A 26,604-nucleotide genomic window follows, 5' to 3' on the forward strand; every position below is an offset into this window, starting at 1 on the left:
ATGACACTGGGCAGTCCGGTCGGCCGCGACGAGGCGATGGTCCGGGCGGCCATCGCCGCCGCGGCCGAGGCCGACGCTGCCGACGTCCCGGTGGGGGCCGTGGTGTTCGACGCCAACGGGGTGGAACTGGCCCGTGCCGCCAACGCCCGCGAGGCGTCCGCCGACCCGACCGCTCACGCCGAGATCCTGGCGCTGCGCGCCGCAGCCCGCGTGCACGGCGACGGCTGGCGGCTCGAGGGCGCCACCCTGGCGGTGACCCTGGAGCCGTGCACCATGTGCGCGGGCGCCCTGGTGCTGGCCCGGGTCTCGAAGGTGGTGTTCGGGGCGTGGGAGCCGAAGACCGGCGCTGTCGGCTCGCTGTGGGACGTGGTCCGCGACCGCCGGCTCACGCACCGCCCGCAGGTGCGCGGGGGAGTGCTCGAGGCCGAGTGCGCGGCGCTGCTCGAAGAGTTCTTCCGCGGGCAGCGCTGACCTGCGCTTTCGGTTCCGTTGTCCGTTCCCGGCCCGACCTAGTGCGACATTCGTACAGTCTGACTGAACGAATGCGACATTCGGTCGACGAAGGCGTCCTGACCACCGGATTTAGCGTGAGCGCCGACGTCGGGTAAAGTCACCAGCGGTGGCGTGTCCGAGCGGCCTAAGGAGCACGCCTCGAAAGCGTGTGACGGGTAACCCCCGTCCGAGGGTTCAAATCCCTCCGCCACCGCCAGAGAGAGCCCCGACCGGTTTCCGGTCGGGGCTCTCTTGCATCCGGCGGCAGTGCCGTCCGTTGAAGCGGCAACTATCGTGTGGCAGATGAAGAAGTCGTGGTGGATCACCGGGGGCATCGCGCTGGTCGCGGTCCTCGCTCTTCTCGTCGGACCGTGGGTGTACGGGACGTGGATAGCCGAGGACGACGACCCCGCCGCCGCGGTATCCACCTCGGCCGCGCAGGCCGCCGTCGGTAACCTCGCCGGGCAGTGGCGGGTGGACGCCGGTGCGGCGCCGAATGCCACGGCCGCCGGTTACACCGTGCACGAGGTGCTCAACGGTGCGAGCGTCACCGTGGTCGGGTCCACCGACCAGGTCGACGGCGGCGCCACCGTCGACGGCCAGACGCTCACTGCGGCCGACGTGACCGTGCAGGTCAAGGGCATCACCACCGACAACCCGCGACGCGACGGGCAGTTCGTCGGCAACGTCATGTCCGCCGGCGCCTACCCGACCGCGACGTTCACCCTCGACGCTCCGGTGGACCTGTCGACGGTGCCGAGGGACGGGACCACCGCGACCGTCCCCGCCACCGGCACCCTCGAACTGCGCGGGGTGAAGCGTCCCGTCACCGTCGACATCGAGGTGCTGCACTCGGGGGAGTCGCTGATTGCGTCGGGCAGCGTCCCGGTGACCTGGACCGACTTCGGGGTGCAGCCGCCGTCGTTCGCGTTCGTCACCGTCGACGGGTCCGGGACCGTGGACTTCCTGGTCCACCTCGTCCGGGACTGATTTGCGTCCCGCCCGACCTCGACGGCCGCAGTCAGGCTGCCTACGGCGTCCACCCGGGCGGACCGAACACGTAGCCCATCCGTTCGCGCCAGGAGCCGGCGGAGCGCACGTCCCGCACGATCGCCGCGTACTCGTGCCCCTGCAGGGTGAGGATGTTGTAGGTGTTCACCGGCTTGGTCAGGCCGTAGGTCGGGCGGTGGGTCTCGGGCTGGAAGGTGCCGAAGAGGCGGTCCCAGAGGACCAGGATCCCGGCGTAGTTCTTGTCGAGGTACTCCGGGTCGCAGCCGTGGTGCACCCGGTGGTGCGACGGTGTGTTGAACACGAACTCGATCGGGCGCGGCAGTCGGTCCACCCGCTCGGTGTGCACGAAGAACTGGTAGACGAGGTTCACCGAGAACCCGACGAACACCATCCACGGCGGAATGCCGATGAGCGGCAACGGGATCCACATCAGGATCTCCCCGCTGTTGTTCCACTTCTGCCGTAGCGCGGTGGCGAAGTTGTAGTACTCGCTCGAGTGGTGTGCCTGGTGGGTGGCCCACACGATCCTGGTTCGGTGCGCGATCCGGTGGTACCAGTAGAACAGCAGGTCGACGCCCACCAGCAGGATCACCCAGGTGTACCAGGCATCCACCGGCAGGTGCCACGGCGCCAGGTACGCGTAGATCGCCGCGTACCCGACCAGGGCGAGTGCCTTCCACGCGGCGCTGGTCAGGACCGACACGGCGCCCATCGAGATGCTTGCCCGGGAGTCCGCCGGGTCGTAGCCGCCGCGGGGCGGGTGGGTTCGGCCGTCCGCGCCGCGTTCGGGGGCGGCGAGGTACCGCGCGGCCGACCATTCCAGGGCCAGGAACAGCACGAAGAACGGAATGGCGAACGCCACCGGGTCGCGCAGTGGTCTGGGTAGTGAGTTCCAGAAATCGGGGACGATCTCGAGCATGGTTGCAGTGTGCCGCCTCGTTCGGGACCGGGTCCGGAAATCCTTCGAGCCGGGCGTGCATCGGTCGCCGCGACGCACGGGCCGGACCCCCGGTTCCCCTGTGGGCAAGCACCTGTGCACGGCCCCTGACGTGGCCTTTGTCGTGATAACGTGCGGATCGTCCGGAACCCGATCCGGACCACCCGGGGGGGATGAGAATGTCTGAGGGAATGGAAGTCGACGTCGCGGCACTGGCCGCGCTGGCGGGGGACCTGGCGGCCGACGCGGCTGAGGTGGCGACGCTCGCTCCGGCGGAGGCGGTGACGGCGGCCCGGTCCGCACTGCCGGGATCCGACGTCGCGGCCGCGCTCGGCGGGCTGCCCGACGCGGCAGCGGTCGCGTGCCGGGCGAGCGCCGACGGGCTCGGCGCGATGTCCCGGGCCGCCGCGCTCGACGCCGCCGCCTACTCCGCCACCGAACACGCGACCGCGACCGGATTCGGGGTTCTCGAGGGCGGCAACTGATGCGCCCGACATTGACCCAGCTGCGCTCCTGGGACCCGGAGGCGCTGGCAGGGGCCGCGACGCAACTGTCGGTGTGCAACGCCGCGTACGCCGACGGCGTGGCCGCCGCGGCCCGGCGGGTCGCGGGCACCCGTGAGCACTGGACGGGCGTGGCTGCCGTCGCGGCGATCGCCCGCTCGGAACGCGAACGCGCGGCCGCGGACACCACCGCCACGGCTTTGGCCGCCGTCGCGGCGGCACTGCGCGGGGGTGCCGCCGCGCTCGGGCCCGCGCGGACGCTGGCGCTCGGCATCGCCGATGCGGCCGCCGCCGACCACGGTCTGCACGTCGCCGACGACGGCCGGGTGTGGGCACCGCGGGTACCCCCGCTCGGTCCGTTCGTCGCGGTGGCACTGCTGCAGGCCAGGCTCAACGAGCTGGCGCGGGTTCACGACGCGCGCCTGCGGGGTGCGCTGGACGTGGTTGCCGCGGCCGACGCGACCGCGGCCGACGCGGTGCGTAGGGGGTGGGCGGCCCTCGGCGAGGACGCGCCGCGGGGCGGCAACAAGTCGTCCGAGCCGCCGCCGGCACCCCCGGTCGACGGCACCCCGGACGTCAATTCTCGCTACTGGGAACAGCTTTCGGAGGATCAGCGGGCCGCGGTGCTGACGGAGCATCCGGAGTGGGTCGGCAACCTGGACGGCGTCCCGGCGCACGCCCGTGACCAGGCGAACCGGACGGTGCTGGCCGAGCAGCGCGGCGCCCTCGACGGCCGGATCGAGGAACTGCGGGCCCGGCTGGACACCACCTGCCCCGGCCCGATGAGTCCCGAATCATCGTTGGTGCGCCGGGAGATCGGTGTGACAGCGCAGCGCCTGGCCGAGCTCGACGCCGTGGATCGCACGGTCGCGGAACCGGACAGGCAACTGCTGGTGCTGCGTAACACCGGCGACCACCTGCAGGCCGCCGTCGCGGTCGGCGACGTCGGCACCGCCGACCACGTGTCGGTCTTCACCCCGGGCGTGAACTCGAATGTCGGAGACGGTCTGGAGGGATACGCCACCGCGGTCCGTGAACTCAAGGTCGAGACCGAGCGTCAACTCCACCTCGCCGGTCGCGGCGACGAGACGGTCGCCGCGATCGCGTGGCTGGACTACCGTGCGCCGCAACTGGACCCGAGCGACCCTGTCGGAACGGCGGCGGACGCGATCGGAGATCTCGGCGGCCGGCGGGGCGCCGAGGACGGAGCCGATCGGCTGGCGTCCTTCTACGAGGGTCTGGGTGCGTCGCGCCCCGACGACCCGCACCTGACCGCGCTCGGCCACTCGTACGGGTCCACCACCACGGGACTGGCGCTGCAACACGGCGGGACGGGCGTCGACGACGCGGTGTTCTTCGGCTCGCCGGGAATCGGCACCGACGACATCGGCGACCTGGGGCTGGGGTCGGGTCACGTGTACGTCGCCGAGGCCCACGGCGACCTCGTCGCAGACCTCGCCGCGTTCGGCGACGACCCGAACCGCATGGACGGGGTCACCAACCTGTCCACGACGGCGGGGACCACCCCGCCGATCGGTGGTATTCCAGGCGAAATGCGTTCCGGCTCAGAGGGGCACAGTCAGTATCTCGAGGACAAGACCTTCAGCCAGTACAACATCGCCGCGGTCGTCGGCGGATTGCCGGAGCGGATCGTGGAGGGAACCGACGCCGGTCTTGCGGACCGGGTTCCGGGCTCCCCGCTGGGGGACCTCCGGGAGCGGGTCTTCGGTGACGGTTCTGGGCTCGGCGGCCTCTTGGGCCTGCCGGGAGAGATCCCGCTGCCGCTGCCCTCGGGCCTGCTGCGAGGTCCGTTCTGATGTCAGTTCCGTCCTGCGGAGCCAACGGTGCGTTCCGATGCGAAAGACGTTGACAGGCATGGCGATCGGCGTGCGTGAGCTGAAGGGACGAAGCGTCGCGGCGGTGACGCTCGTGACGGCGGCAGTGGTACTGGGGGGATGCATGTCCATCGGTGGCGGCGAGCGGTACAGCGACGAGGAGGCGGCGCGCCGGACCGCGATTCTGATGGCCCGGCCCTCCCTGGAGGAGATGATCGTGCGGGCGGAGGCGATGGGGCACGAGATCCGGTCCGCGATCTCGTCTGCCGTCCCGGTCGGTCCGTGGCGCCAGTCTCGTCCGCCGTCGTCGGCGGGGAACTGCGACGGCTTCTCCTACACCTACGGCCAGGGGTGGTCGATCGGGTTCTGGGTCATCGACGGCGGCATCCCCGAGGAACTGTGGCCGGGCGCGCTCGCCGCGATGCGTTCGGTGACCGACAGGCACGGCTTCGGCGATCCGATCGTCATCGTTGACCGGCCCGGCGACCACGACCTGCGCATCTACGGCCCGGACGACGCGTACGTCGTGCTCGGCACCCGCAACGACGCATTGCTGGACGTCGTCACCGGGTGCTACCTGCCCGAGGCGAGGCGGGCCGGGCCGGGTTCCGATTCGGGGACGAAGTAGATGACCGTGCACGGTCAGCCGGAGTCGCTGGGCCTCAAGGTGCGGCGGGTGGAACGGGCGGTCGACGCCGTCCGCGGCACCGCCGAGGCCGGCGACGGCGCGGTCCGGATCACCCTCACTGCGGACGGCCGTCTCGACGGTCTGGTCCTCGGCGGTCGGGCGCTCGGGCTGGGGGCGGCGCGGCTCGCGGCGCTGGTCGTCGAGGCGCACGAACGGGCCCGTACCCAGGCCCGGTGCGCCGCCGAAGAGGTGCTGCGTGAGCTCACCGACGATCCGCTCGTCGCGCGCGCACTCGACCACGCGCACCCCGCCGAGTCCGGCGCCGCACCCGAGTCGGCCGCCGCACCCGGGTCCGCCCGCGCTCTCGACGTGCCGTTCGACGGTCGCCGCCTGCTCGCCGACCCGCTCGACCGCGGGTAGTTCATCAGATCTTCACCCCCGGTACCTCGCTTGCCGCGCCGCGCACCTCACAATTGTCGAATGAAACGCACCATCATCGCTCTTGCCGCGGGTAGCGCCCTGCTGCTCGCCGGCTGTGGATCCGAGGACGCCTCGGCCGCTTCCGACTCCGCCGCACCTGCCACCACCTGTCCCGCCGACGCCGGCAACGACGACCCCACCGCCACCGTGATCGCGAAGACCGCCACCCTGCCGGCCGGGGTCACCGTGGACGGTGCCGTCACCAAGCTCAACAGCGGCAAGGACCCGGTCGACGTCGACGTCACCGTCCGCCTGTGCGCGGAGGGGCTCGAAGGGGATCAGCTCAAGGACGCGGCCTCGGCCATCGCCACCCCCGTCATCGGTTCGCTGCTCGGCAGCTCGCTCGGCACGTTGACCGTGCAGGTCGTCGGCGGCGACTCGGTCACCAGCGCCGACTTCAAGGCGCAGAACTGGGACCCCGCGGCCGCCGCGGAGGCCCAGCGCGCCGCGTGGAGCAGCTGACGGCCCGTCAGCCAGAAAACCAGCCACCAAACATCTCCGGCGCCTGTGCGTGACCGACTGGTCACGCACAGGCGCCGGAGCGCTGTCAGGCCCTGCCGTGCGCTCAGACCGCTGCGGGTTCCGTGTCCTCGTCCGGGCGCAGCTCACGCTCCGAGGCGACCGCGTCGCCATGGCCCGGCCACCACGCCCGGTGGCCGAGCAGGGCGGTGATCGACGGCACCAGGAACATCGACATCACGAACGACGAGAGCAGGATGCCCAGGGCGACGGCGAAGCCCATCTCGGTCATCAGGGCGATCCCGGACAGCAGCATCGACCCGAAGGTGCCCGCCAGGATGATGCCGGCGGCACCGACCGACGGCCCGCCGTGCTCGATCCCCAGACGCGCCGCCTCCCGCGGGTCGCGGCCCTCCCGCGCTTCCTCCCGCAGCCTGGCGATCATCAGGATGTTGTAGTCCGTGCCGATCGCCACCACGAACAGGTACAGCATGATCGGCAGCGAGAACGAGATGCCCGGCCGATCGCCGACCACGCTGAACAGGAACGCGGTCGCGCCCATGGTGGAGAAGAACACCAGCACCACCGACGCCATCAGGTAGATCGGCGCGACCAGCGACCGCAGCAGCAGGCCGAGGATCAGCGCGATCAGGACGCCCGCGACCGGGAAGATCACCGACAGGTCGCGGTTGTTGGCGTCCCGGATGTCGGTGAACGCGGCGGTCGGGCCGCCGACGAGCACCTCGGTGCCCTCCGGGGCGGCGGCGTGCGCGGCGTCGCGCAGCGGGCCGATCGCGTCGAGCGCCTCGTTGGACTGCGGGCTGTAGTCGAGCAGCAGGTTGATCTGCGCGGTGCTGCCGTCCTTGGAGATCAGGCCGAGGCCGCCCTCCGGGCTCGCGGGCATGGCGCCGCCGATGCCGGGGGAGGAGGCCAGTTCCTGCGCCACCCGCTCCACCTCGGCCGGGTCCAGCGGTGACCCGTCGGTGGCGTGCAGGTACACCAGCGTCGGGTTCAGCGCGCCGGCCGGGAAGCCCGTCTGCAGGTCCTTGATGCCGCGCGCCGACTCCGTGGTCGACGGCAACTGGCCCAGCTGGTCGTAGTCCGTCTTGAAGCCGAACATGCCCAGCGCCAGCACCACCAGCAGCCCGCCGGAGACCAGCGCGACGACGCCGGGACGACGCCCGGTGAACGCGCCGAGCCGGGCGAACACCGTGCCCTTCGGCTCCTGCTGCCAGGACTTCGACGGCCAGAACACCTTGGTCCCGATCAGCGACACGATGGCCGGGATCAGGGTCAGCGAGGCCAGCGCCATGATGCCGACGCCGATGGCCAGGCCGGGGCCGAGGCTGCGGAAGGCGCCGAAGACCGCGAGCAGCAGGGCGCAGAACGCGACGATGATGGCGCCGGCCGCGGAGGCGATGACCTCGCCGACCCGCTCGACCGCATGGATCAGTGCGGCGGTCTTCTCCTCGCCGGCCCGCAGCCGTTCCCGGAAGCGGAACAGCAGGAAGAGGATGTAGTCGGTGCCGACACCGAAGAGCACGACGGTGAGGATGATCTGCAGCGACTGGTCGACCTGCAGGCCGGTGCCCTTGGCGACGAGCGCGATGATGCCGGGCGCGATCGACGAGACGATGCCGACCGAGACGATCGGCAGCAGTGCCGCGACGGGGCTGCGGTAGATGACCAGCAGCAGGCCGATGATCAGCAGCACCGTGACGAGGCCGATGATCGCCTCCGCGTTCTTGAAGGCCTCCTCGTTGTCGACCATCAGCGCGGCGTCGCCGGTGACCGACATCCGCAGCCCGCTGCCGTCCAGGGTGCCGCCGATCTCGCGGATCTCCTTGACCGCTTCACCGACCGGCTTCTCGTCGGGCATGCCCTGCAGGCCGACGCTCACCAGCTGGACCTGCCGGTTCTCGGCGAGCGACTGCGGCCCGGTCTGGGCGCCGACGACCCGCTCGATGCCGGTCGAGTTGATGGTCGCGGCGAGGCTCTCGACCTTGGCCTGGTCCTCGGCGGTGAGCGGCTGCCCGTCCCCGCGCGTGATCACGATGGTCGCGGTCGCGTCCTCGGTCTTCGCGAACTGGTCCTCGGCGAGGTGCTGTGCCTCGATGGACTCGTAGGTGTCCGGCAGGAAGCCCGACTGCTCCTTGTTGAGCACGTCGCCCAGCGTGGGCGCGAAGGCGACCACCGCGACGGCGGCGACGATCCACGCCGCAATGATCTTCCATGGGTTGTGTACGACGAACCGAGCTAGTTTTCCGAACATGTGCCCCTCCACACCCGTTCTCGAATCTACCTACCGTGCGGTAGGTAGACTAGTGCGGCGGGAGTCCCGCGACAACAGCAAAAGTTCGGGTCGGGTGTCGACGGCAGGTCGGCAGAGGTGTGGAGGTGGACGGCGGTGGGTACTCGGGACACCCGGTCGGCCATCCGCGAGGCGGCGTTGCGCCAGTTCCTCGCGAAGGGCGTCGAGCAGACCAGCCTGCGCGAGGTGGCCGACGAGGTCGGCATCACCAAGGCCTCGCTGTACTACCACTACGAATCCAAGGCGGACCTGCTCGCGGCGGTCGTCGCGCCGGTGCTGTTCGTGATGCGCGACGTCGCCGACGGCCTGACCGACGCACCCCGCGACGAGGAGGACGTCCGAGACCTGTTGCGCCGCTACCTTGTCGGCCTGCTGAACCACCGGTCGGAGGGATCGCTGTTCGTGCGGGACGCGGCCGCGATGTCGACGGCGCTCCAGTCGATGCTGCCGGAGCTGATGGACCTCAGCAATCGCATCCACGTGTGGCTGGCCGGCCCGGACGCCACGGCGGAGGCCACCATCCGGGCCGTCGCCGCGGTCCAGGTCCTCGGTACCGCGTTGGCACCGGACACCCAGGTGCCCGGCACCACGGACGAGGAACTCGAACGTGTCCTGCTCGACGCGGCGATGAACGTGCTTCGCCCGGGCACGATCGGCACCACCAGGTGGTCGCCGGTCGGGCCCGGCTCTACGCGCTGACCAGCGCGCGTTCGTCAGCGAGCAGACCGCGTCGGGCCAGGACGGGGCGCACGCCCTCCCCGAACCAGTAGGCCTCCTCCAGGTGCGGGTAGCCGGACAGCACGAACTCGTCGAGGCCCAGCGCGTGGTACTCCTCGATGCGGTCCGCGACCTCGGCGTGGCTGCCCACCAGGGCGGTGCCCGCGCCGCCGCGCACCAGTCCGACGCCGGCCCACAGGTTCGGCGCGATCTCCAGCGAGTCGGTGCGGCCGCCGTGCAGGGCGGCCATTCGGCGTTGTCCCTCGGACTCGGACCGCGCGAAGCGGGCGCTGGCGTCGGCGATCGCCCCGGGGTCCAGTCCGGCGAGCATCTTGTCGGCCACCGCCCACGCCTCCCTCGCGGTGTCGCGGGTGATCACGTGCAGCCGGATGCCGAATCGGACTGTGCGCCCGGCCTGTTCGGCGTGTTCGCGGACTGCGGCGATCTTCGCGGCGACCTGCGCCGGCGGCTCGCCCCAGGTGAGGTAGACGTCCGCGTGCCGCCCCGCGACGGGCAGCGCGGCGGGCGACGAACCGCCGAAGTAGATGGGCGGCACCGGGTTCGGCGGCGCGGAGGTCGTGGCCCCGACCAACTTGTAGTGTTCGCCGTCGAAGTCGAAGGGCGCCTCGCCCCACGTTCCGCGCAGCGCCTGCAGGAACTCGCCGGTGCGGGCGTACCGCTGGTCCTTGGTCAGCCAGTCGCCGTAGCTCTGTTGCTCGGTCGAGTCCCCGCCGGTCACCACGTTGAGCAGCAGGCGCCCACCCGAAAGTCGTTGGTAGCTCGCGGCCATCTGCGCGGCCAGCGTGGGCGAGATGACGCCGGGACGGAACGCGACCAGGAACTTCAGTCGCCGCGTCAGCGGGATCAGCGCCGCGGTGGTCAGCCAGGCGTCCTCGCAGTGGGTGCCCGTGGGGGTGAGGACACCGGTGAAGCCGGCCCGTTCGGCGGCCTGGGCCACCTGGGCCAGGTACTCGAGGGTGGGCGCGCGGTCACCGGCGGTCCGGGGGTCCGCGGTGGACGAGTTCGAGTTGTCGACGATGCCGCGGCCGTCGCCAGCGGTGGGCAGGAACCAGTGCAGGTCGATGCTCATGGGGTGTCTCCGAAGTGTGTCGGGTGAGGCTGGGAGGGCGGCTTGCCGCGGCCGGCGCTGCCGACGGACGGACCGGGCAGGCGGCGTGGGGAGGGGAGGTCGGCTACCGACACAGGGTGCTGGAAACCCGCAGCAGGTCGACGTGGCGTCGCACCGTGAGCAGGGGGTTGCCGGACATGCGTTCAGGTTCCATCGGTCGCCGGGCGGTGTCAAGACTTCCTTTCCCCGCATCGGTGGTAGGAATTGGTCGCCGAGGTAGCCGGCAGCGAGGGGAGGATCGGGGTGCACATCACCGCGAAGGTGGACTACGCCGTGCGGGCTCTGGTCGAACTGGCCGCCGCGGGCGACGCGCCGGTCAAGGCGGACGAGTTGGCGCGCTCGCAGACCGTCCCGCACAAGTTTCTCGAGTCGGTGCTCGGCGAGCTGCGCCGGGCCGGGATGGTGCAGAGCAGGCGGGGCCGCGACGGTGGCTACTGGTTGGCCCGGCCCGCCGCCGAGATCGCGGTCGCCGACGTGATCCGCGCGATGGAGGGTCCGCTCGCCTCGGTGCGAGGTCAGCGCCCCGAGGAGGTCCACTACGACGGCCCCGCGGCGCCGTTGCTCGACGTGTGGATCGCCGTCCGGGTGAACCTGCGTGCCGTCCTCGAAGGGGTCTCGGTGGCGGACATCGCGACCGGCGCACTGCCCGGTTTCATCGCCGAACTCAACGCCGACCCGCAGGCGTGGCGCCGCCGCTGACCTGGGCTGTCCGGAACCGACCTCAGCCCGTGCGGCGCGACCTACGACGTCGAAAAGTACCTGGTTGGTAGCCTCGGACACTATGTTGTACTCCCTGTTGCGCACTCACCTGCGCCCGTACCGGGGCGATCTGGCGGGTGTGATTGCGCTCCAGTTCATCTCCACCATGGCGTCGCTCTACCTGCCCAGTCTCAACGCCGACATCATCGACAAGGGAGTCACCAAGGGCGACACCGGTGTGGTCCTCTCCACCGGCGGCATCATGCTGCTCGTCACCTGCCTGCAGATCGCGTGCAGCATCGGGGCGGTCTACTTCGGCGCCCGCGCCGCGATGGGTCTCGGCCGCGACCTGCGTGGCGCCGTCATGCACAAGGTCTCGGAATTCTCGGCCCGCGAGGTGGGCTTCTTCGGGGCGCCGTCGCTGATCACCCGCAACACCAACGACGTGCAGCAGGTCCAGATGGTGGTGGTGATCAGCTGCACGATCCTGGTCGCGGCGCCGATCATGTGCATCGGCGGCATCATCATGTCGATCCGGGTCTCGCAGGGGCTGGCGTGGGTGCTCGCGGTGGCGGTGCCGCTGCTGGCCCTGTGCATGGGCCTGGTGATCCGGAAGATGGTGCCCCAGTTCCGGGTCATGCAGGTCCGGATCGACGCGATCAACCGGGTGCTGCGCGAGCAGATCACCGGGATCCGGGTGGTGCGGGCGTTCGTGCGCGAGCCGGAGGAGATCCAGCGCTTCGAGGACGCCAACGAGGCCCTGGTCAGCACCGCATTGCGGGTCGGCCGGCTGATGGCCTTCATGCTGCCGGTGGTCATGCTCATCGCGAACGTCACCAGTGTCACGGTGCTGTGGTTCGGCGGCCACCTGATCGACGAGGGAACCATGGAGATCGGCGCCCTCACCGCGGTGCTGTCCTACATCATGCAGATCCTGATGGCCGTGACGATGGTGACGGTGATGACGGTGTTGCTGCCCCGCGCCTCCGTCTGCGCCGAACGCATCTCCGAGGTGCTCGACACCGAGCCCTCCGTGCGGGCGCCGTCCTGGGTGCTGCCCGGCTGGCAGGCGCGGGGCATCGTCGAGATGCGCAGCGCGTCGTTCTCGTTCCCCGGCGCCGAGGCCCCGGTGCTGCGGAACATCAGCTTCCTCGCCGAACCAGGCATGACCACCGCGATCATCGGCGGCACCGGCTCCGGGAAGTCGACGCTCCTCAACCTCATCCCCCGCCTGATCGACGCCACCGACGGGCAGGTGCGGGTCGGTGCCGCCGACGTCCGCACCATCGAGCCGGACCAGCTGCGGGCCTCGATCGGCCTGGTGCCGCAGAAACCCTTCCTGTTCTCCGGCACCGTGGCCACCAACCTGCGCTACGGCGACCCTGACGCCACCGACGCCCAGTTGTGGCGAGCGCTGGAGATCGCGCAGGCCGACGACTTCGTGCGGGCCATGCCCGAGGGTCTCGACACGGCCGTCTCCCAGGGCGGCACCACGGTCTCCGGCGGGCAGCGTCAGCGCCTCGCCATCGCCCGGGCGCTGGTGCGTCAACCCGAGATCTACCTGTTCGACGACTCCTTCTCGGCCCTCGACCTCAGCACGGACGCCCGGCTGCGGGCGGCGCTGCGGCCGGTCACCCGGGACGCCTGCGTGATCATCGTCGCGCAGCGGGTCTCCACCATCATCGACGCCGACCAGATCCTCGTCCTCGACGACGGGGCCATCGTCGGCGCCGGCACCCACACCCAGTTGCTCGAAACCTGCGAGACCTACGCGGAGATCGTGTCCTCGCAGTTCGCGGCCCAGGAGGCCTCATGACCACCGGCGGCGACGACTCGACCGGACGCGGTGGCGGCTGGTTCAACCCGGGCGGCACCGACTGGTTCACCATCAACAGGGACTACGACGATGCGGTGACGGCCCAGATCCCCCGCTACACCGAGACCCCGCCCGCGTCGGGTCCCGCGCCTTTCCGGGGCACCCCGCCCACCCCGGCCGTCCCGGGCACGCCGCCCACCCCGGGCACGCCGCCTGCCGCGAGCACGCCGCCCAACCCGGCCATCCAGGGCGGGCCGCCCGCCGACGACGCGCCGACCGAGGTGTTTCCCGCGGTGAGCGCGTCGGGCCCACCGCCCCCGCCGGACCCGCCGGCCGCGGCGCCCACGGAGCCGCCCGCGCAGTCGCCGCGCGGACCGATGGGTATGGCGACCGGTCCGTCGGCCAAGGCCATGAACTTCCTGCCGTCCGCGAAGCGACTGCTGCGCCGGCTGGCCCCGCACCGGTTCGCGGTGGCGGTGGTGATCGCCATGGCCACGGCGAGCGTGGTGCTCAGCGTGATCGGTCCGAAGATCCTCGGGCACGCCACCAACATCATCTTCGACGGCATCGTCGGCAGGCAGCTGCCCGCCGGCCTGACCAAGGACCAGGCGGTCGAGGGCCTGCGTGCGCAGGGCCAGGACACCTTCGCTGACATGGTGTCCTCGATGAACGTGGTGCCCGGGACCGGGATCGACTTCACCGCGATGGGTCAGGTGCTGGCCCTGGTTCTCGGGCTCTACGTGCTGTCCTCGCTCTTCGCCTGGGTGCAGGCGTACCTGCTGAACATCATCGTGCAGGGCACCATCAAGAGGCTGCGCGCCGAGGTCGAGGACAAGATCCACCGGCTTCCGCTGCGCTACTTCGACACCAACCCTCGCGGTGACCTGCTCAGCCGCGTCACCAACGACATCGACAACGTGGCGCAGACCCTGAACCAGGTGATCAGCCAGATGCTCATGTCGCTGCTGTCGGTGATCGGCATCCTCGCGATGATGCTGTGGATCTCGCCGCTGCTGGCCCTGGTCGCCGTCCTCACCGTGCCGCTCTCGTTGCTGGTCACCACCCAGATCGCCAAGCGGTCGCAGAAGCACTTCGTGGCGCAGTGGAAGACGACCGGCGCCCTCAACGCGCAGATCGAGGAGACGTTCACCGGCCACGAGTTGGTCAAGGTGTTCGGCCGTCAGCGCGAGGTGCAGGCCGACTTCGACGAGAAGAACCAGGAGCTGTACAAGTCCGCGTTCGGCGCCCAGTTCATCTCCGGTCTGGTGATGCCCGCGATCATGTTCCTGGGCAACCTCAACTACGTCGCGGTCGCGGTGATCGGCGGCATGAAGGTGGCGTCCGGCTCGATGAGCCTCGGCGACGTGCAGGCGTTCATCCAGTACTCGCGCCAGTTCACCCAGCCGCTGACCCAGATCGCGAGTATGGCCAACCTGATGCAGTCCGGTGTGGCGTCCGCCGAGCGGGTGTTCGCCCTGCTCGACGAGGAGGAGCAGAGCGCCGACCCGAAGCCCGCCCGGAGTCCGGCGGTCGCCCGCGGGCACGTCGAGTTCCAGAAGGTGTCCTTCCGCTACAAGGAGGAGCAGCCGCTCATCGAGGGGCTCTCGCTCACCGCGCAGCCCGGCCACATGGTCGCGATCGTCGGCCCCACCGGCGCGGGCAAGACCACGCTGGTGAACCTGATCATGCGGTTCTACGAGGTGGACTCCGGCCGGATCCTGTTGGACGGCACCGACATCGCGCAGATGACCCGGGACGACCTGCGCTCCCGGGTCGGCATGGTGCTGCAGGACACCTGGTTGTTCGGCGGCACCATCCGCGAGAACATCGCCTACGGACGGCCCGGCGCGACCGACGCGCAGATCGCCGAGGCGGCGCGGCTCAGCCACGTGGACAAGTTCGTGCACACCCTGCCCGACGGCTACGACACGGTCATCGACGCGGAGGGCAACAACGTCAGCGCCGGCGAGAAGCAGCTGATCACCATCGCCCGGGCGTTCATCGCGCAGCCGTCGATCCTGATCCTCGACGAGGCCACCAGTTCGGTGGACACCCGTACCGAGCTGCTGGTCCAGCACGCCACCGCGGCGCTGCGCAGCGACCGCACCAGCTTCGTCATCGCGCACCGGCTCTCGACGATCCGGGACGCGCACCTGATCGTGGTGATGGAGGACGGGCACATCGTCGAGCAGGGCACCCATGAGGATCTGCTGGCTCGCCGGGGCGCGTACTTCGACCTCTACAACAGCCAGTTCGTCGGCGCCGCCGTCTGAGGAGAAGCGGCCGCCGCGCCGCCCTGTGACAGGATTGCCAGGTGAATTCCGCAGTACAGCCGCAGGCCGGCGTGGGTCCCGCGAAGCGTCCCGAATCGATCTTCACCATCGGGACGCGCCTCGAGGACCGCCTCGGCCGCACCGGCACCGTCCACACCCCGCACGGCGACATCGCGACGCCGTCGTTCGTGGTGGTCGGCACCAAGGCGACGGTCAAGGCGGTCCTGCCCGAGTCCGTCAAGGAGCTGGGCACCCAGTCGGTGCTGGCCAACGCCTACCACCTGTACCTGCAGCCCGGCGCCGACATCGTCGACGCGGCGGGCGGGCTGGGCAAGTTCATGAACTGGGACGGCCCCACCTTCACCGACAGCGGCGGGTTCCAGGTGATGTCGCTGGGCGTCGGCTTCCGCAAGGTGCTGGCGATGGAGTCGGTGGGTGTGCAGTCCGACGACGTGATCGCGGACGGCAAGGAGCGCCTCGCGACGGTCGACGACGACGGGGTCACCTTCAAGTCGCACCTCGACGGCAGCAGGCACCGGTTCACCCCCGAGGTGTCGATGCAGATCCAGCACCAGCTCGGCGCGGACATCATGTTCGCGTTCGACGAGCTCACCACCCTGCTCAACACCCGCGGTTACCAGGAACGCTCGGTCCAGCGCACCCAGGAGTGGGCGATCCGCTGCATCGCCGAGCACGAGAAGCTCACGGCCGAGCGCGCGGACAAGCCGTACCAGGCGCTGTTCGGCGTGGTGCAGGGCGCGCAGTACGAGGACCTGCGCCGGCAGGCCTGCCGCGGCCTCGAGTCCATCGAGGGGGAGAACGGCTACGGCTTCGACGGCTACGGCATCGGCGGCGCGCTCGAGAAGCAGAACCTGGGCACCATCGTGCGGTGGTGCAACGAGGAGCTGCCCGAGCACAAGCCGCGGCACATGCTCGGGATCAGCGAGCCGGACGACTTCTTCGTCGCCATCGAGAACGGCGCCGACACCTTCGACTGCGTCAACCCGTCACGGGTGGCCCGCAACGCCGCCATCTACGTGCGGTCGGGCCGTTTCAACATCAACACCAGCCGTTTCCGCCGCGACTTCACACCCATCGACGACGAGTGCGACTGCTACACCTGCGCCAACTACACCCGCGCGTACATCCACCACCTGTTCAAGGCGAAGGAAATGCTCGCCTCGACGCTGTGCACCATCCACAACGAGCGGTTCACCGTGAAACTGGTCGACGACATCCGCGCCAGCATCGAGGGCGGCTACTTCCACGACTTCAAGGCGGAGACCCTCGGCCGGTTCTACGGCCCCGACAAGCCGTAACGGGCCGCCGGTCAGGCGGCGAGCACGTACGTCGGCTCGCGCTTCTTGATGTACGCGATGACGCGGTAGGTGATCGGCATGACCAGCACCTCGACCAGGATCTTCCACACGACGCCGACGATGAGGTAGTTGACGAAATCGCCGCCGGTGGTGATGCCGATCGCGCCCGCGGCGATCGAGCAGAAGATCAGGGTGTCGGCGAACTCCCCGACGACGGTCGACCCGATCAGCCGCGCCCACAGGTGCTTCTCCTTGGTGCGTTCCTTGATGGCGACCATCACCAGCGAGTTCAGCAACTGTCCGACGAGGTAGCCCGAGAGCCCGGCCAGCAGCAGTCGGGGGTAGACGCCGACCACGGATTCCAGTGCCGCCTGGTGTTCGTAGAAGTCCGCCGACGGCAGCGCGAGCAGCAGCCAGAAGCAGCCCGCCGCCAGGATCAGGGCGCCGAACCCCAGGTAGATCGCCCGGCGGGTGGCCTTGAAGCCGTACACCTCGCTGAGCACGTCGCCGAGCACGTAGGCGAGCGGGAACAGGAAGAAGCCGCCGTCGGTGATGATCGGCAGGATCTGCAGCGGCCCGATGCTGAGCTCGGATCCGGCGAAGAATGCCACCCCCTTGGTGGCGCAGATGTTCGAGATCAGCAGCACGGCGGTGAAGAGCGCCACGATGGTGGGGTAGTAGCCCCGGCTGACGTGGGCGAAGGTCGCGGTCTCGGGAGCGGTCTCCACCGGTTCTGACACTGTCACGACGCCATCCAAGCACCATGACGACGCCGGGCGCGAACCCAGACCCGGTGGGGTCGGTTCGCGCCCGGCGTCGTGAGCAGGCGTGCAGCGGTGGGTCAGGGGGCGACGCGGCCCCCGACGACGACCCGGTACGCGTAGGTCGAGGCGATGATGGTCACGGGGTAGCTCACCAGGAGGCCGACCAGGCACAGTAGGAAGCCGACGATGTTGAGCGCGATCAGCGCCAGGGTCAGCAGCGCAAGTGGGCCGACGTTCTGTGAGATCGCACCGAAGCTGGACTTGATTGCGGGGATCGCATCTTGCTGTTGGTCGATGACGAACTGCAGAGTCCACCAGGTCAGGAAGACGATGATGATGCCCGGGATGATCAGAAGGAGGAAACCGATGCCGGACATCAGGCCAACCAACAGGCTGGCGAGGATGACCGCGCCCACGTTGGTGAACTGGAAGAACGAGCCGATGGTCGGAGTGTTGCCGTCGAGTTCGTGCAGGGCTCCGCGGACCAGCGCGGCATTGACGAGATAGCCGACGACGACGCTGACGATCGTGCCGATCACGCTCCACAGCGTGTAGAAGCTGGCCAAGTCCATGGAGTCGGAGTCGCGCCCGAAGATCAGGTTGAGCGCGACCTCGATGAGAACGATGACCAGTAGGATGCCGATCCACACGCCCGCATTGGCCTTGTACTTGTTCCAGGCGTAGCCGAGTGCGTCGCCGACGGTGAGCCGGGGGACGCCGCCGGGTCCGCCGAAGCCGGGCGGTGGTTGCGCAGGCGGACCGTAACCGGGTGGAGGCGGTGGCATGTAGCCGCCCTGACCGGGGGGCGGTGGGTAGCTGCCGGGGGCGCCGTAGCCCGGGGGCGGCGGGTAGCCGCCGGGCATGTTCGGGGCGCCACCCTGCTGTGGGTTGCCCGGCTGGCCGTAGTTCGGCGGCGGCGGGGGCGGGTATCCGCCCGCCGGCGGGGGCGGGTATCCGCCAGCGGGATTCTGGGGCGGGTTCTGCGGGTAATTCGGATCGGGATTTCGCCCGGTGTTCGGATCACCGGGTGGCGGGTTCTCGCTCACTTGGGTCCCCTTGTCGACGGCGTCATGGTTGAATTTCTCACCATTTGGCAGTGCGAGCATGACCCTACGTGGGATCCGGCCATTTCATTGCCGGGAATTGGTACCGATTCGGATTCGTTCGGCGTGTGGCACGAGGGCCACCCCGGCCGAAGCCGTCCGCGTCCGCGTCGGCTGCGGTCGGGGTGACGCGTCTACCTGCGTTTGAGTTCCTTCACGTCCTCGGAGATCTTGATGACTGCGACGTAGAACTCGAGACTGATTCGGATCAGCGCGAGGAAGACGATGAAGCCCAGCGAACCGAAGACGAGGGCGAGTAGCCCTGCAACGGGCTCTTCGGAGAAGGCCGAGACGACCATGACGAGAAGGCCGAGCCCCATCATCGCTGTCACCAGGATGTAGAGGACCTTGACGACCTTCGGCGTCACGTAACTGTCGAAGTTGAAGTCGAACAGGGCTGGGAAGAACCCGGCCGCCTGCTGGCTGACTCCGCCGGGTGCCGGCGGCATCGGCGGCGCCGACGGGTATCCGCCGTATCCGCCAGGCGCCGCGGGACCCGGGTAGGACGGGCCGGGCTGCGTGCCGTAATCCACCGGATTTCCGTATCCCTGGGTAGGGATTTGTCCGGCCTGCGGGAATTGCCCGCCGGAAACCCCCGGATTATTCGGATCGTTCGGTCCGCCGCTTGTCATGTAGCCCCCTACTTATGTGTTCATCCGCGAATTCGGATGCCGACACAGTACTGGGGCGGTGAGGAAATGCCCGGTAAGTCCTGGCGAGACATGCATCTCTTTCGCGGATTCGTGTCAGGCCGTGGGGAACACCCAGGGAGTGCTGGGAAGTGCGTTCGGGTCGAAGGTCGCGAGCAACTCTGCCGTGGTCGGCCGGTCGTCGGCGCCGGCCATACCGAGAGAGACCGCCATCATCGCGCGGACTTCCTCCGGGGTGCGCCCGCGGGCCCGCTGGTCGGCCAGCGTGACGGCGCCGTCCCGCTTGGCGAGCCGCTTGCCCTCGGCGTTGAGCGCGAGCGGCACGTGCGCGTAGTGGGGGACCGGCAGGCCCAGCAGCGACGCGAGATAGGCCTGCCGCGGCGCGGACGAGAGCAGGTCGTCGCCGCGGACCACCTGGTCGATGCCCTGCGCGGCGTCGTCGACCACCACGGCCAGGTTGTACGCGGGGATCCCGTCGCCACGCCGCAGCACCACGTCGTCGATGGCATCGGTGTAGCTGCCGTGCAGCATGTCTTCGACTGTGTACTCGGGCTTTTCGGCGCGCAGCCGGATCGCGGGGGTCCGGCCCTGCGCGCGCTTGTCCTCGCGTTGTCCGGCCGTCAGGTTCCGGCAGGTGCCCGGGTAGTGCCCGTCCGGACCGTGCGGCGCCGAGACGGCCTGCTGGATTTCCCTTCTCGTGCAGAAGCACTCGTAGGTCAGGCCGGCGTCGACGAGGGAGGCGACGGCGGCGTCGTAGCGGGGGAGCCGGTCCGACTGCCGCACGACCGGGCCGTCCCAGTCCAGCCCGAGCGCGGCGAGGTCGTCGAGCTGGCGCTGCTCGGCGCCGGGCCGGACCCGGTCCAGGTCCTCGACGCGGATCAGGAAACGTCGTCCGGTGGAACGGGCGAACAGCCAGGCCAGCAGTGCGGTGCGGAGGTTGCCCAGGTGCAGGTCACCCGAGGGGCTGGGGGCGAACCGTCCCGCCCCGGACGCGTGCTGGTGCATGAGTGAACCCTAGCGAGCCGTCAGGGGCCGCCCGCGCACCCGCCGAGTGCGCACCTCCCGTCGCCCGCTCCCGGGCGACGCCCTGGAAACTGCGCACTCGGCGGGTGGGGGTGGGGACGGCAACGGCCCCCGACCGCGAGGGTCGGGGGCCGTGAACGCGAGCGGCGGAGACTAGCTGCTGAAGCCGCCGACCAGCTGGCCGAAGATCTTGGCAACGCCGCCGAGCAGCGCGCTCGCGATGTCGGCTCCGCTGCTGCCGCTGCCGGCGGCGGGCTCGGCGATGTTGGTGATGTCGGCCATGTGGATCCTCCAGGGAAATTCGCGTTGTCGTTGGTGCACCACGGACGGTAGCCGAACGGCATACCCCCCGCATCTGCTGGAAAGAGGCGCTCGTCACAGGATGGAGGCCGAGCGTGTCCAGGCGGCGGCGACCAGGTGAACGCGATCCCGACGAACAGGAAATTCCTGTGTACGAACGGCTTTCGAATCGGGCAATCGGGTCAGGCCCGGCGCCCCAGGGCGCCGAGGAGGCGGGTCTGCTCGTCGGCGTCGGCCGGTGTCTCGACGGCCGGGCCGCACACGCCGGGGGAGCGGAGCATCTCGCCGGCCTGCTCGACGAAGCCGGCCACCAGGGCGAGGTCCCCGGCAGGGATGGTCTCGTCCAGTCCGGTGGCGTGCGCCAGGTCCCAGCGGTGCACCACCAGGTCGAAGCAGAAGAAGGTGCCGAACGTCGCCGCGACGGAGGTGCGACCCATCTGGCTGTCGTACTCGAGGCCGGCGCGGGCGGGGTCGTCGAGGATCTCCAGGACGGCGTCGCGGGTCTGCGTCCAGGCCCCCACCGGGTCGACATCGACGTCGGGCGCCGGCGGCAGCGTCAGTCCGACGTTGCCGAGCGGGTAGGACTGGGTCTCGACGACGTGACGCAGCACGTCGCGGGCCGTCCACCCCTCGCAGGGGGAGTCGGCGTCCCAGTGGTCGGCCGGCACCGACTCGACGGTGCGGGTCAGCGTCTCGGCGAGGCGGCGGTAGAGGGCGGCGGTCTCGGTTGTGGTCATCGCCACAGTCTGCGCCGGGGCACCGACACGGTCTTGGACATTCGCGTCACGACCGCTCGACGGGAAACGGCCCCGCCCGGCGGATGCGAGGCGGGGCCGTTCTCGAAGGCGATCTCAGCTGAGGCTGAGGTTGTTCAGCGTCGAGGCGATGCTGGTGAGGGTGTCGCCGATGATGCCGACGATGCCGGTGGCGGTGCCGTTGACGGTGGGGGCGATGTTGCTGGAGCCGAGGTCTGCCATGGAAATCCTCCGGGGGTCACGGGGTGCGCGCCGAGGGCCGGCGTTCGCGGCGGGACGTTATCGAAGAGTCCTACGCAACGCAGCGCGTGTCTTCGTGGCCGCGGGTTCCGGGGGAAGGATCCGTCGAGGTCCGGGCCGTGATGCGTCGCCGGTCGTGGCGGTCGTCACACCCCTGTGGGGCGCGGATCTGCCCGGGGTGGGCGGCCCCGGATACGACGATGGCCCCCGATCCGGAGATCGGGGGCCATCGTGTGGCGGAGGATAGGGGATTTGAACCCCTGAGGGCGTTAACCCAACCCGCGTTCCAGGCGAGCGCCATAGGCCACTAGGCGAATCCTCCGTGGGCGAGCATACCGGGTCACCTGCCAAACCACGAAAACGGCCCCCCGGACTGGCCCCCGACCCCGGTTGCGCGGCGCGATTGCGGCCCCGCTGTCCACGCCCGCCGAGTCGTCGGTATGCTCGTCTGTGGATCCCGCGCGGCGCGCATCCTGTGAACTCCCCCAGGGCCGGAAGGCAGCAAGGGTCAATGGGCTCTGCCGGGTGCGCGGGGTCCCCTTTAATTTCCACCCCAGCTCCGCCGCCACGGTGTGAAAGGTCTTTCGGGATGCCTACCCAAACCCAGATTGGGTTGATGAGCCATGAGGAACTCCGCTCCGAGCATGAACGGCAGTCTGCGAAGTACGCGCAGCTGAAGGCCGAGAAGCTCGCGCTGGACCTCACCCGAGGAAAGCCCGCACCCGAGCAGCTGGACCTGTCCGCGGGGCTGCTCTCCCTGCCCGGCGACGGCGACTACCGCGACGGCGCCGGCACCGACTGCCGCAACTACGGCGGACTGACCGGTCTGCCGGAGCTGCGTGCCATCTTCGGCGAGCTGCTCGGCATCCCCGCCGCGAATCTGCTGGCCGGCAACAACGCGAGCCTCGAGATCATGCACGACGCGATCGTGTTCTCGCTGCTCCACGGAAACCCGGACTCGCCGCGGCCGTGGTCGCAGGAGCCGGTGGTCAAGTTCCTGTGCCCGGCACCGGGTTACGACCGTCACTTCGCCATCACCGAGTCCTTCGGCATCGAGATGATCGCCATCCCGATGCGCGACGACGGCCCGGACATGGCGAAGGTCGCGGAGCTGGTCGCCGCCGATCCGCAGATCAAGGGCATGTGGGTCGTCCCGACGTACTCCAACCCGACCGGTGCCGTGTACTCGGAGGACGTCGCCCGCACGCTCGCGTCGATGCCCGCCGCCGCCCCCGACTTCCGCATCTTCTGGGACAACGCGTACGCCGTGCACCCGCTGGTCGCCGAGTGCGCCCCGGCCCTCGACATCCTCGGCATGGCCGCCGAGGCCGGCAACCCGAACCGTCCGCTGGTGTTCGCGTCCACGTCGAAGATCACGTTCGCCGGAGCCGGCGTCAGCTTCTTCGGCAGCTCCGACGCGAACCTGGCCTGGTACCAGCAGCACCTGGGCAAGAAGAGCATCGGCCCGGACAAGATCAACCAGCTCCGCCACCTGCGCTTCTTCAGGGACGCCGACGGTGTCCGTGCGCACATGGACAAGCACCGCGAGATCCTGGCGCCCAAGTTCGCGCTGGTGCTGCAGATCCTCGAGGACCGTCTCGGTGCGTCCAAGGTCGCGTCGTGGACCGAGCCCAAGGGCGGCTACTTCATCAGCCTCGACGTGGTCGACGGCACCGCGAAGCGGGTCATCGGGCTCGCGAAGGACGCCGGCATCGCCCTGACGGCCGCCGGATCCGCGTTCCCGTACAAGCAGGACCCCGAGGACCGGAACATCCGCCTCGCCCCCAGCTTCCCGTCGACGGACGAACTCGCGAAGGCCATGGACGGCGTCGCGACGTGCGTCCTGCTCGCCGCCGCCGAAAAGGCGCTCACCCAGGCGTGAGCGCCGGGCGGGTCCGCAGGACCCGTCAGGCGGGCGCGAGCGGCAGCCGCGCCGACGCCGATGCCGACCCGAGCCAGGTGTGCGGGTTGCCGTTCCAGCACCAGCCGAGCTTCGGTCGACGCTCGCTGATCCACAGCGCGGGCACCCGCTTGTCGCCGCACCGCGACGCCAGCAGCGAGAAGCACTTGTTCTTGCGCAGCATGTCCGGGCGCGCGGTGAGCAGGGCGATGCCCTCCTCGACGGTGAGCGGGGTGCGGCCCATCGCGGTCAGTGACTCGAGGGCGGCCGCCGGCGTGACATTGAGGAATTCCGACCCGGTGTCGACGTTCACCAGCACGTAGGCGACGCCGTCCGGGATCGTCACGGTCTCGACCGGGCGGAACCGGGAGAGCTCGGCCGGCTCGAGGACCGAGAACCCCGGCCTGCCGCCGAGCGCGGTCCGGGCCATCGCCTCGTGGGCGTCGAGCGACCCGCCCTGCGCGGTGCGCGCGACCACCAGGACGAACGGGACGTGGTCCTCGCCGTGGTCCGCCGAGCACTCCGGATCTGCCAGGACGACGCCGCGCAGCGGTTCGAGGGCGGCCGCGAACTTCGGGGCGCCGAGCCCGGTCAGCGCCGGGTAGCCCAGTTCGGTGAGTACCCCCACCTGGCGGTCGAATTCGGTCTCCACAGCTGTCGGCGTCATCGGCACTCCATTTCCGTACGGTGTACCGAACCAACGTGCGGGGTCTGCGCATTGTTCCCCGGGCGGCGCGGCAGGTGGCAGGATCGTCGGCATGGCACTCACGCTGCACCTCGCCGGCGACGCGGACGCGGACGCGCTGCTCGCCGCAGACCCCCTGGCCCTGCTGATCGGAATGCTGCTCGACCAGCAGATTCCGATGGAGGTCGCCTTCGCCGGGCCGAAGAAGCTCGACGACCGACTCGAGGGCCTCGACGTCCACAAGATCGCGGAGATGGACCCCGAGAAGTTCCTCGCCCTGTGCGCCACCCCGCCCGCGGTGCACCGGTTCCCCGGGTCGATGGGCAAGCGGGTCCAGGACCTGTGCGCCTACCTGGTCGAGCACTACGACGGCCGTACCGAGGCGATCTGGACTGACGGCGCCCCGGACGGCAAGGAGGTGCTCCGCCGGCTGAAGGCGCTGCCCGGCTACGGCGACCAGAAGGCGCGGATCTTCCTGGCGCTGCTCGGCAAGCAGATCGGCGTCGAACTCGACGGCTGGCGCGAGGCCGCGGGCGCGTACGGCGACGACGGCGCGCGCCGGTCGATCGCGGACGTGGTCGACGACCAGACGCTCGCCGAGGTGCGCGAGTTCAAGAAGGCCGCGAAGGCGGCGGCGAAGGCAGCCAAGGCCACCTAGCCGCACATACCCTTTGTCTCCGTCACACACCCGTTGTACGTGCATCGGGTGTGTGACGGAGCGAGAAGGTGTGTGCCGGCAGCGCCGCGGGCGGCTACTCCTCCGTCTGGTCGCCGCCGACGACGGCGCGCACCTGCTCGGTCTGGGCGGCGGTCCAGTCGGCGGGGTCGAGGATGCCGGCCCACATGTTCACCGCGTCCCGGCCGAAGGTGTGGCCGTGGCCCTCCGGCACGTCGGCGGAGAACACCATGTCCATGGTGACCTGCCAGAACGTGACGAACGGGATCCAGCGCATGCCGGGGTCGACGTCCGGGCCCGGCGGTTCGCGGAGCCAGTCCGGCTTGTGCAGCAGCAGGTCGAAGGACCACCAGGTGATCGGGTCGCTCGCATGCTGCCAGTAGACGATCCGCGGGGTGCCCCACGGTGCGGGGAGGTCGAGGTCCGCGGCGGCCGCGGCGAACCGGACGTTCGCGCCGCCGTCGACGACCGGAAGGCGTTCGGGCGAGCCGGGATCGCGGTCCGCGGTGATCTGCGCCCACTGCGGCGCGAAGTTCGGGGTGCCGACCCACAGCGCGCCGTCCGTGCGGGCCAGCATGTCCTGGGCCCCGCTGAACGCGCCCTGTCCGCCGAACGAGCCCAGGCTCTCGCCGAACACCACCAGCTTGGGACGGGACTCCGCGGGACGGGCGTCCACCGCCGCCGAGACGGCCTCGAACAGCGCCCGGCCCGCCTCCGGCGGGGTCTTCCGGTCCGCGACGAACGACAGCGCGCTGGGCAGGAACGAGTACTGCATCGACGCGATCGCCGAGTCGCCACCGGCGACGTACTCGAGCGACGACGCGACCCGCGCGTTGACCCAGCCGCGGCCGGTGGTGGTGGCGACGGCGAGGACGCTGCGGTCGAAGGCGCCGGTGCGCTCGAGTTCGGCGACCACCCGATCCGCCACGCCCTCAACGGAAGCGGCGGCCTCACGGCCCGCGTAGACCCGGATCGGCATGGGCGCCGGACGGCCGGTGACGGCGGAGATCTGCTCGGGGGTCGGGCCGCCGGCGACGAACGTGCGGCCCTCCCGGCCGAGGCTGTCCCAGGGTTCGGCGGAGGCGGGGGAACCGGACCGTTCGGTGGCGGTCGGCTCCGTGACGTCGGGCGCGGTGCTCTGGTCCGCGGCCGCCGCGGACCGGTTCGCCAGGCCGATGACGCCTTGGTAGACAACGCCGTTGACCACGAGGACGCTCACGACCAGCACCACCACCAGGCTCGCCAGCCGCGCGACGGGGGCGGGCACGTAGCGCAGCCCCAACGCGGTCAGCCGGTTGGTGCCGCCGCGGATCGCCCGCGCGATCGCCAGGATCGCGATCGCGACGGTCAGCGAGAGTGCCAGCACCAGAAGGTAGTACGAGCGGCTCGCGGGCTCCGCCTGGGCGAGCTCGCGGACGATCTGCTGCCACCAGGAGCCGAGGACGAGGAAGGTCGGCACCGCGACCACGGCCAGGCCCAGCAGGGTCCACCAGCCGATCCGCCGGGTCCGCTCCGAGTGCCGCACGGTGAAGCCGCACTTGCGGACCAGCCACGCTGCGAGGCAACCGATTCCGTACCCGGTCGCGACGCTGATGCCGGTCGCCACGGCCTGCAGGTACCAGGCGCGTGGCAGCAGCGACGGCGTCATCGACCAGCAGAAGAACAGCAGGGCCAGCGTCAGGCCGACGGGGTGCAGTGTGCGGCCGTAGCGACGTAGTCGGTCACCGGCGCCGACCGGCGACGCGGTCTCCACGGCGCCGGTCGTTGCGTCGGGTGTGTTGCTGGACGGCGACGTCGTCGCCTGTGGATCTGTGGTCGCGGACATCGGTGCTTCCTGGTGAGGCGAGGAATCTTCCGTCCGGTGCCCGGACCCCGGGATAGTAGCGGACCTGTTGCGGG

General features: G+C 70.2%; 27 protein-coding genes, 2 tRNA genes and 1 other RNA gene. 16 read left to right on the forward strand and 14 right to left on the reverse strand.

Annotation, left to right across the window (positions count from 1 at the left end):
* The 3 genes from RT2_RS09700 (at position 1) to RT2_RS09710 (ending at position 1,482) form a co-directional block, all read left to right on the forward strand.
* Positions 1 to 471, forward strand: a complete 471-nt coding sequence (locus RT2_RS09700; protein WP_072844569.1) for a nucleoside deaminase — start codon at positions 1 to 3, stop codon at positions 469 to 471.
* Between the two features lie 147 nt (positions 472 to 618).
* Positions 619 to 709 (forward strand) — tRNA-Ser (locus RT2_RS09705).
* Between the two features lie 86 nt (positions 710 to 795).
* Positions 796 to 1,482 (forward strand): YceI family protein, encoded by a 687-nt coding sequence (locus RT2_RS09710; RefSeq protein ID WP_072844570.1) that lies wholly within the window; start codon positions 796 to 798, stop codon positions 1,480 to 1,482.
* 40 nt (positions 1,483 to 1,522) lie between these two features.
* On the opposite strand, the gene RT2_RS09715 is transcribed toward RT2_RS09710, so the two are convergent.
* On the reverse strand, positions 1,523 to 2,422 hold the full coding sequence (locus tag RT2_RS09715; protein ID WP_072844571.1) for a sterol desaturase family protein: 900 nt from the start codon (positions 2,420 to 2,422) through the stop codon (positions 1,523 to 1,525).
* Between the two features lie 197 nt (positions 2,423 to 2,619).
* Between RT2_RS09715 and RT2_RS09720 the strand changes: the two genes are divergently transcribed.
* From RT2_RS09720 to RT2_RS09740, 5 genes are read left to right on the forward strand one after another with little or no spacing between them, the layout of a single operon-like run.
* Positions 2,620 to 2,925 carry a hypothetical protein gene (locus tag RT2_RS09720; protein WP_139191117.1) on the forward strand — a complete coding sequence of 102 codons (306 nt, stop codon included), beginning with the start codon at positions 2,620 to 2,622 and terminating at the stop codon, positions 2,923 to 2,925.
* Positions 2,925 to 4,760 (forward strand): alpha/beta hydrolase, encoded by a 1,836-nt coding sequence (locus tag RT2_RS09725; RefSeq protein ID WP_072844573.1) that lies wholly within the window; start codon positions 2,925 to 2,927, stop codon positions 4,758 to 4,760. Before RT2_RS09720 ends, RT2_RS09725 begins: the two co-directional genes overlap by 1 nt.
* A gap of 37 nt (positions 4,761 to 4,797) precedes the next feature.
* Positions 4,798 to 5,406, forward strand: coding sequence for an LppA family lipoprotein (locus RT2_RS09730; RefSeq protein WP_083577244.1), 609 nt, complete (start codon positions 4,798 to 4,800; stop codon positions 5,404 to 5,406).
* On the forward strand, positions 5,407 to 5,826 hold the full coding sequence (locus tag RT2_RS09735; RefSeq protein WP_072844575.1) for a YbaB/EbfC family nucleoid-associated protein: 420 nt from the start codon (positions 5,407 to 5,409) through the stop codon (positions 5,824 to 5,826).
* 60 nt (positions 5,827 to 5,886) lie between these two features.
* On the forward strand, positions 5,887 to 6,348 hold the full coding sequence (locus RT2_RS09740) for a hypothetical protein (RefSeq protein WP_072844576.1): 462 nt from the start codon (positions 5,887 to 5,889) through the stop codon (positions 6,346 to 6,348).
* A gap of 103 nt (positions 6,349 to 6,451) precedes the next feature.
* On the opposite strand, the gene RT2_RS09745 is transcribed toward RT2_RS09740, so the two are convergent.
* Positions 6,452 to 8,617 (reverse strand): MMPL family transporter, encoded by a 2,166-nt coding sequence (locus RT2_RS09745; protein ID WP_072844577.1) that lies wholly within the window; start codon positions 8,615 to 8,617, stop codon positions 6,452 to 6,454.
* Positions 8,618 to 8,752: 135 nt separating this feature from the next.
* Here RT2_RS09745 and RT2_RS09750 point away from each other — a divergent pair, with 135 nt between their 5' ends.
* Positions 8,753 to 9,355, forward strand: coding sequence for a TetR/AcrR family transcriptional regulator (locus RT2_RS09750; protein WP_245709098.1), 603 nt, complete (start codon positions 8,753 to 8,755; stop codon positions 9,353 to 9,355).
* On the opposite strand, the gene RT2_RS09755 is transcribed toward RT2_RS09750, so the two are convergent.
* Complete coding sequence (locus RT2_RS09755) at positions 9,345 to 10,463, reverse strand: LLM class flavin-dependent oxidoreductase (protein WP_072844579.1); 1,119 nt, start codon at positions 10,461 to 10,463, stop codon at positions 9,345 to 9,347. The two genes, RT2_RS09750 and RT2_RS09755, sit on opposite strands and share 11 nt — an antisense overlap.
* 103 nt (positions 10,464 to 10,566) lie before the next feature.
* On the reverse strand, positions 10,567 to 10,656 hold the full coding sequence (locus RT2_RS26800) for a putative leader peptide (protein ID WP_371851149.1): 90 nt from the start codon (positions 10,654 to 10,656) through the stop codon (positions 10,567 to 10,569).
* Between the two features lie 89 nt (positions 10,657 to 10,745).
* On the opposite strand from RT2_RS26800, the gene RT2_RS09760 reads away from it, so the two are divergent.
* The 4 genes from RT2_RS09760 (at position 10,746) to tgt (ending at position 16,609) form a co-directional block, all read left to right on the forward strand.
* Positions 10,746 to 11,201 (forward strand): RrF2 family transcriptional regulator, encoded by a 456-nt coding sequence (locus RT2_RS09760; protein WP_072844627.1) that lies wholly within the window; start codon positions 10,746 to 10,748, stop codon positions 11,199 to 11,201.
* Between the two features lie 82 nt (positions 11,202 to 11,283).
* On the forward strand, positions 11,284 to 13,017 hold the full coding sequence (locus RT2_RS09765; RefSeq protein ID WP_072844580.1) for an ABC transporter ATP-binding protein: 1,734 nt from the start codon (positions 11,284 to 11,286) through the stop codon (positions 13,015 to 13,017).
* 377 nt (positions 13,018 to 13,394) lie between these two features.
* Positions 13,395 to 15,290, forward strand: coding sequence for an ABC transporter ATP-binding protein (locus tag RT2_RS09775; protein ID WP_072844628.1), 1,896 nt, complete (start codon positions 13,395 to 13,397; stop codon positions 15,288 to 15,290).
* Between the two features lie 41 nt (positions 15,291 to 15,331).
* Positions 15,332 to 16,609, forward strand: coding sequence for a tRNA guanosine(34) transglycosylase Tgt (gene tgt, locus RT2_RS09780; RefSeq protein WP_371851150.1), 1,278 nt, complete (start codon positions 15,332 to 15,334; stop codon positions 16,607 to 16,609).
* A gap of 11 nt (positions 16,610 to 16,620) precedes the next feature.
* Here the strand turns inward: tgt and RT2_RS09785 are convergent, their stop codons facing one another.
* From RT2_RS09785 to RT2_RS09810, 8 genes are all read right to left on the reverse strand, one after another.
* Positions 16,621 to 17,349 carry a queuosine precursor transporter gene (locus tag RT2_RS09785; RefSeq protein ID WP_371851151.1) on the reverse strand — a complete coding sequence of 243 codons (729 nt, stop codon included), beginning with the start codon at positions 17,347 to 17,349 and terminating at the stop codon, positions 16,621 to 16,623.
* Between the two features lie 101 nt (positions 17,350 to 17,450).
* Positions 17,451 to 18,419: a DUF2189 domain-containing protein gene (locus RT2_RS09790; protein ID WP_072844583.1), complete on the reverse strand. Its 969-nt coding sequence runs from the start codon at positions 18,417 to 18,419 to the stop codon at positions 17,451 to 17,453.
* A gap of 191 nt (positions 18,420 to 18,610) precedes the next feature.
* On the reverse strand, positions 18,611 to 19,009 hold the full coding sequence (locus RT2_RS25070; RefSeq protein ID WP_169888251.1) for a DUF4282 domain-containing protein: 399 nt from the start codon (positions 19,007 to 19,009) through the stop codon (positions 18,611 to 18,613).
* Between the two features lie 213 nt (positions 19,010 to 19,222).
* Entirely contained in the window at positions 19,223 to 20,131 is a 909-nt protein-coding gene (gene gluQRS / locus RT2_RS09800; protein WP_072844585.1) for a tRNA glutamyl-Q(34) synthetase GluQRS, read from the reverse strand.
* A 171-nt stretch (positions 20,132 to 20,302) separates the two neighbouring features.
* Positions 20,303 to 20,431 (reverse strand): hypothetical protein, encoded by a 129-nt coding sequence (locus RT2_RS26335; RefSeq protein WP_255312522.1) that lies wholly within the window; start codon positions 20,429 to 20,431, stop codon positions 20,303 to 20,305.
* Between the two features lie 200 nt (positions 20,432 to 20,631).
* Complete coding sequence (locus tag RT2_RS09805) at positions 20,632 to 21,186, reverse strand: TIGR03086 family metal-binding protein (RefSeq protein WP_072844629.1); 555 nt, start codon at positions 21,184 to 21,186, stop codon at positions 20,632 to 20,634.
* 114 nt (positions 21,187 to 21,300) lie between these two features.
* The gene (locus tag RT2_RS26340; protein WP_255312523.1) at positions 21,301 to 21,426 is read right to left on the reverse strand and encodes a hypothetical protein; all 126 of its coding nucleotides are present in this window, start codon (positions 21,424 to 21,426) and stop codon (positions 21,301 to 21,303) included.
* A gap of 252 nt (positions 21,427 to 21,678) precedes the next feature.
* A tRNA-Ser gene (locus RT2_RS09810) sits at positions 21,679 to 21,766 on the reverse strand.
* 127 nt (positions 21,767 to 21,893) lie between these two features.
* Between RT2_RS09810 and ffs the strand changes: the two genes are divergently transcribed.
* An RNA gene (gene ffs / locus RT2_RS09815) (signal recognition particle sRNA small type) lies at positions 21,894 to 21,988 on the forward strand.
* A 45-nt stretch (positions 21,989 to 22,033) separates the two neighbouring features.
* Positions 22,034 to 23,326, forward strand: a complete 1,293-nt coding sequence (locus RT2_RS09820; RefSeq protein WP_072844586.1) for an aspartate aminotransferase type Ic — start codon at positions 22,034 to 22,036, stop codon at positions 23,324 to 23,326.
* 25 nt (positions 23,327 to 23,351) lie between these two features.
* Here RT2_RS09820 and RT2_RS09825 read toward each other — a convergent pair whose 3' ends face one another.
* Positions 23,352 to 24,011: a DUF5701 family protein gene (locus RT2_RS09825; RefSeq protein WP_072844587.1), complete on the reverse strand. Its 660-nt coding sequence runs from the start codon at positions 24,009 to 24,011 to the stop codon at positions 23,352 to 23,354.
* A gap of 91 nt (positions 24,012 to 24,102) precedes the next feature.
* Between RT2_RS09825 and RT2_RS09830 the strand changes: the two genes are divergently transcribed.
* Positions 24,103 to 24,687: an HhH-GPD-type base excision DNA repair protein gene (locus RT2_RS09830; RefSeq protein WP_072844588.1), complete on the forward strand. Its 585-nt coding sequence runs from the start codon at positions 24,103 to 24,105 to the stop codon at positions 24,685 to 24,687.
* A 94-nt stretch (positions 24,688 to 24,781) separates the two neighbouring features.
* Here the strand turns inward: RT2_RS09830 and RT2_RS09835 are convergent, their stop codons facing one another.
* Entirely contained in the window at positions 24,782 to 26,530 is a 1,749-nt protein-coding gene (locus RT2_RS09835) for an alpha/beta hydrolase (protein ID WP_174556692.1), read from the reverse strand.
* Between the last annotated feature and the right edge of the window lie 74 nt (positions 26,531 to 26,604).

Origin of the sequence: Rhodococcus tukisamuensis NBRC 100609 (genome assembly GCF_001894985.1) — a bacterium.
Classification (GTDB): Bacteria; Actinomycetota; Actinomycetes; order Mycobacteriales; family Mycobacteriaceae; genus Rhodococcus_G; species Rhodococcus_G tukisamuensis.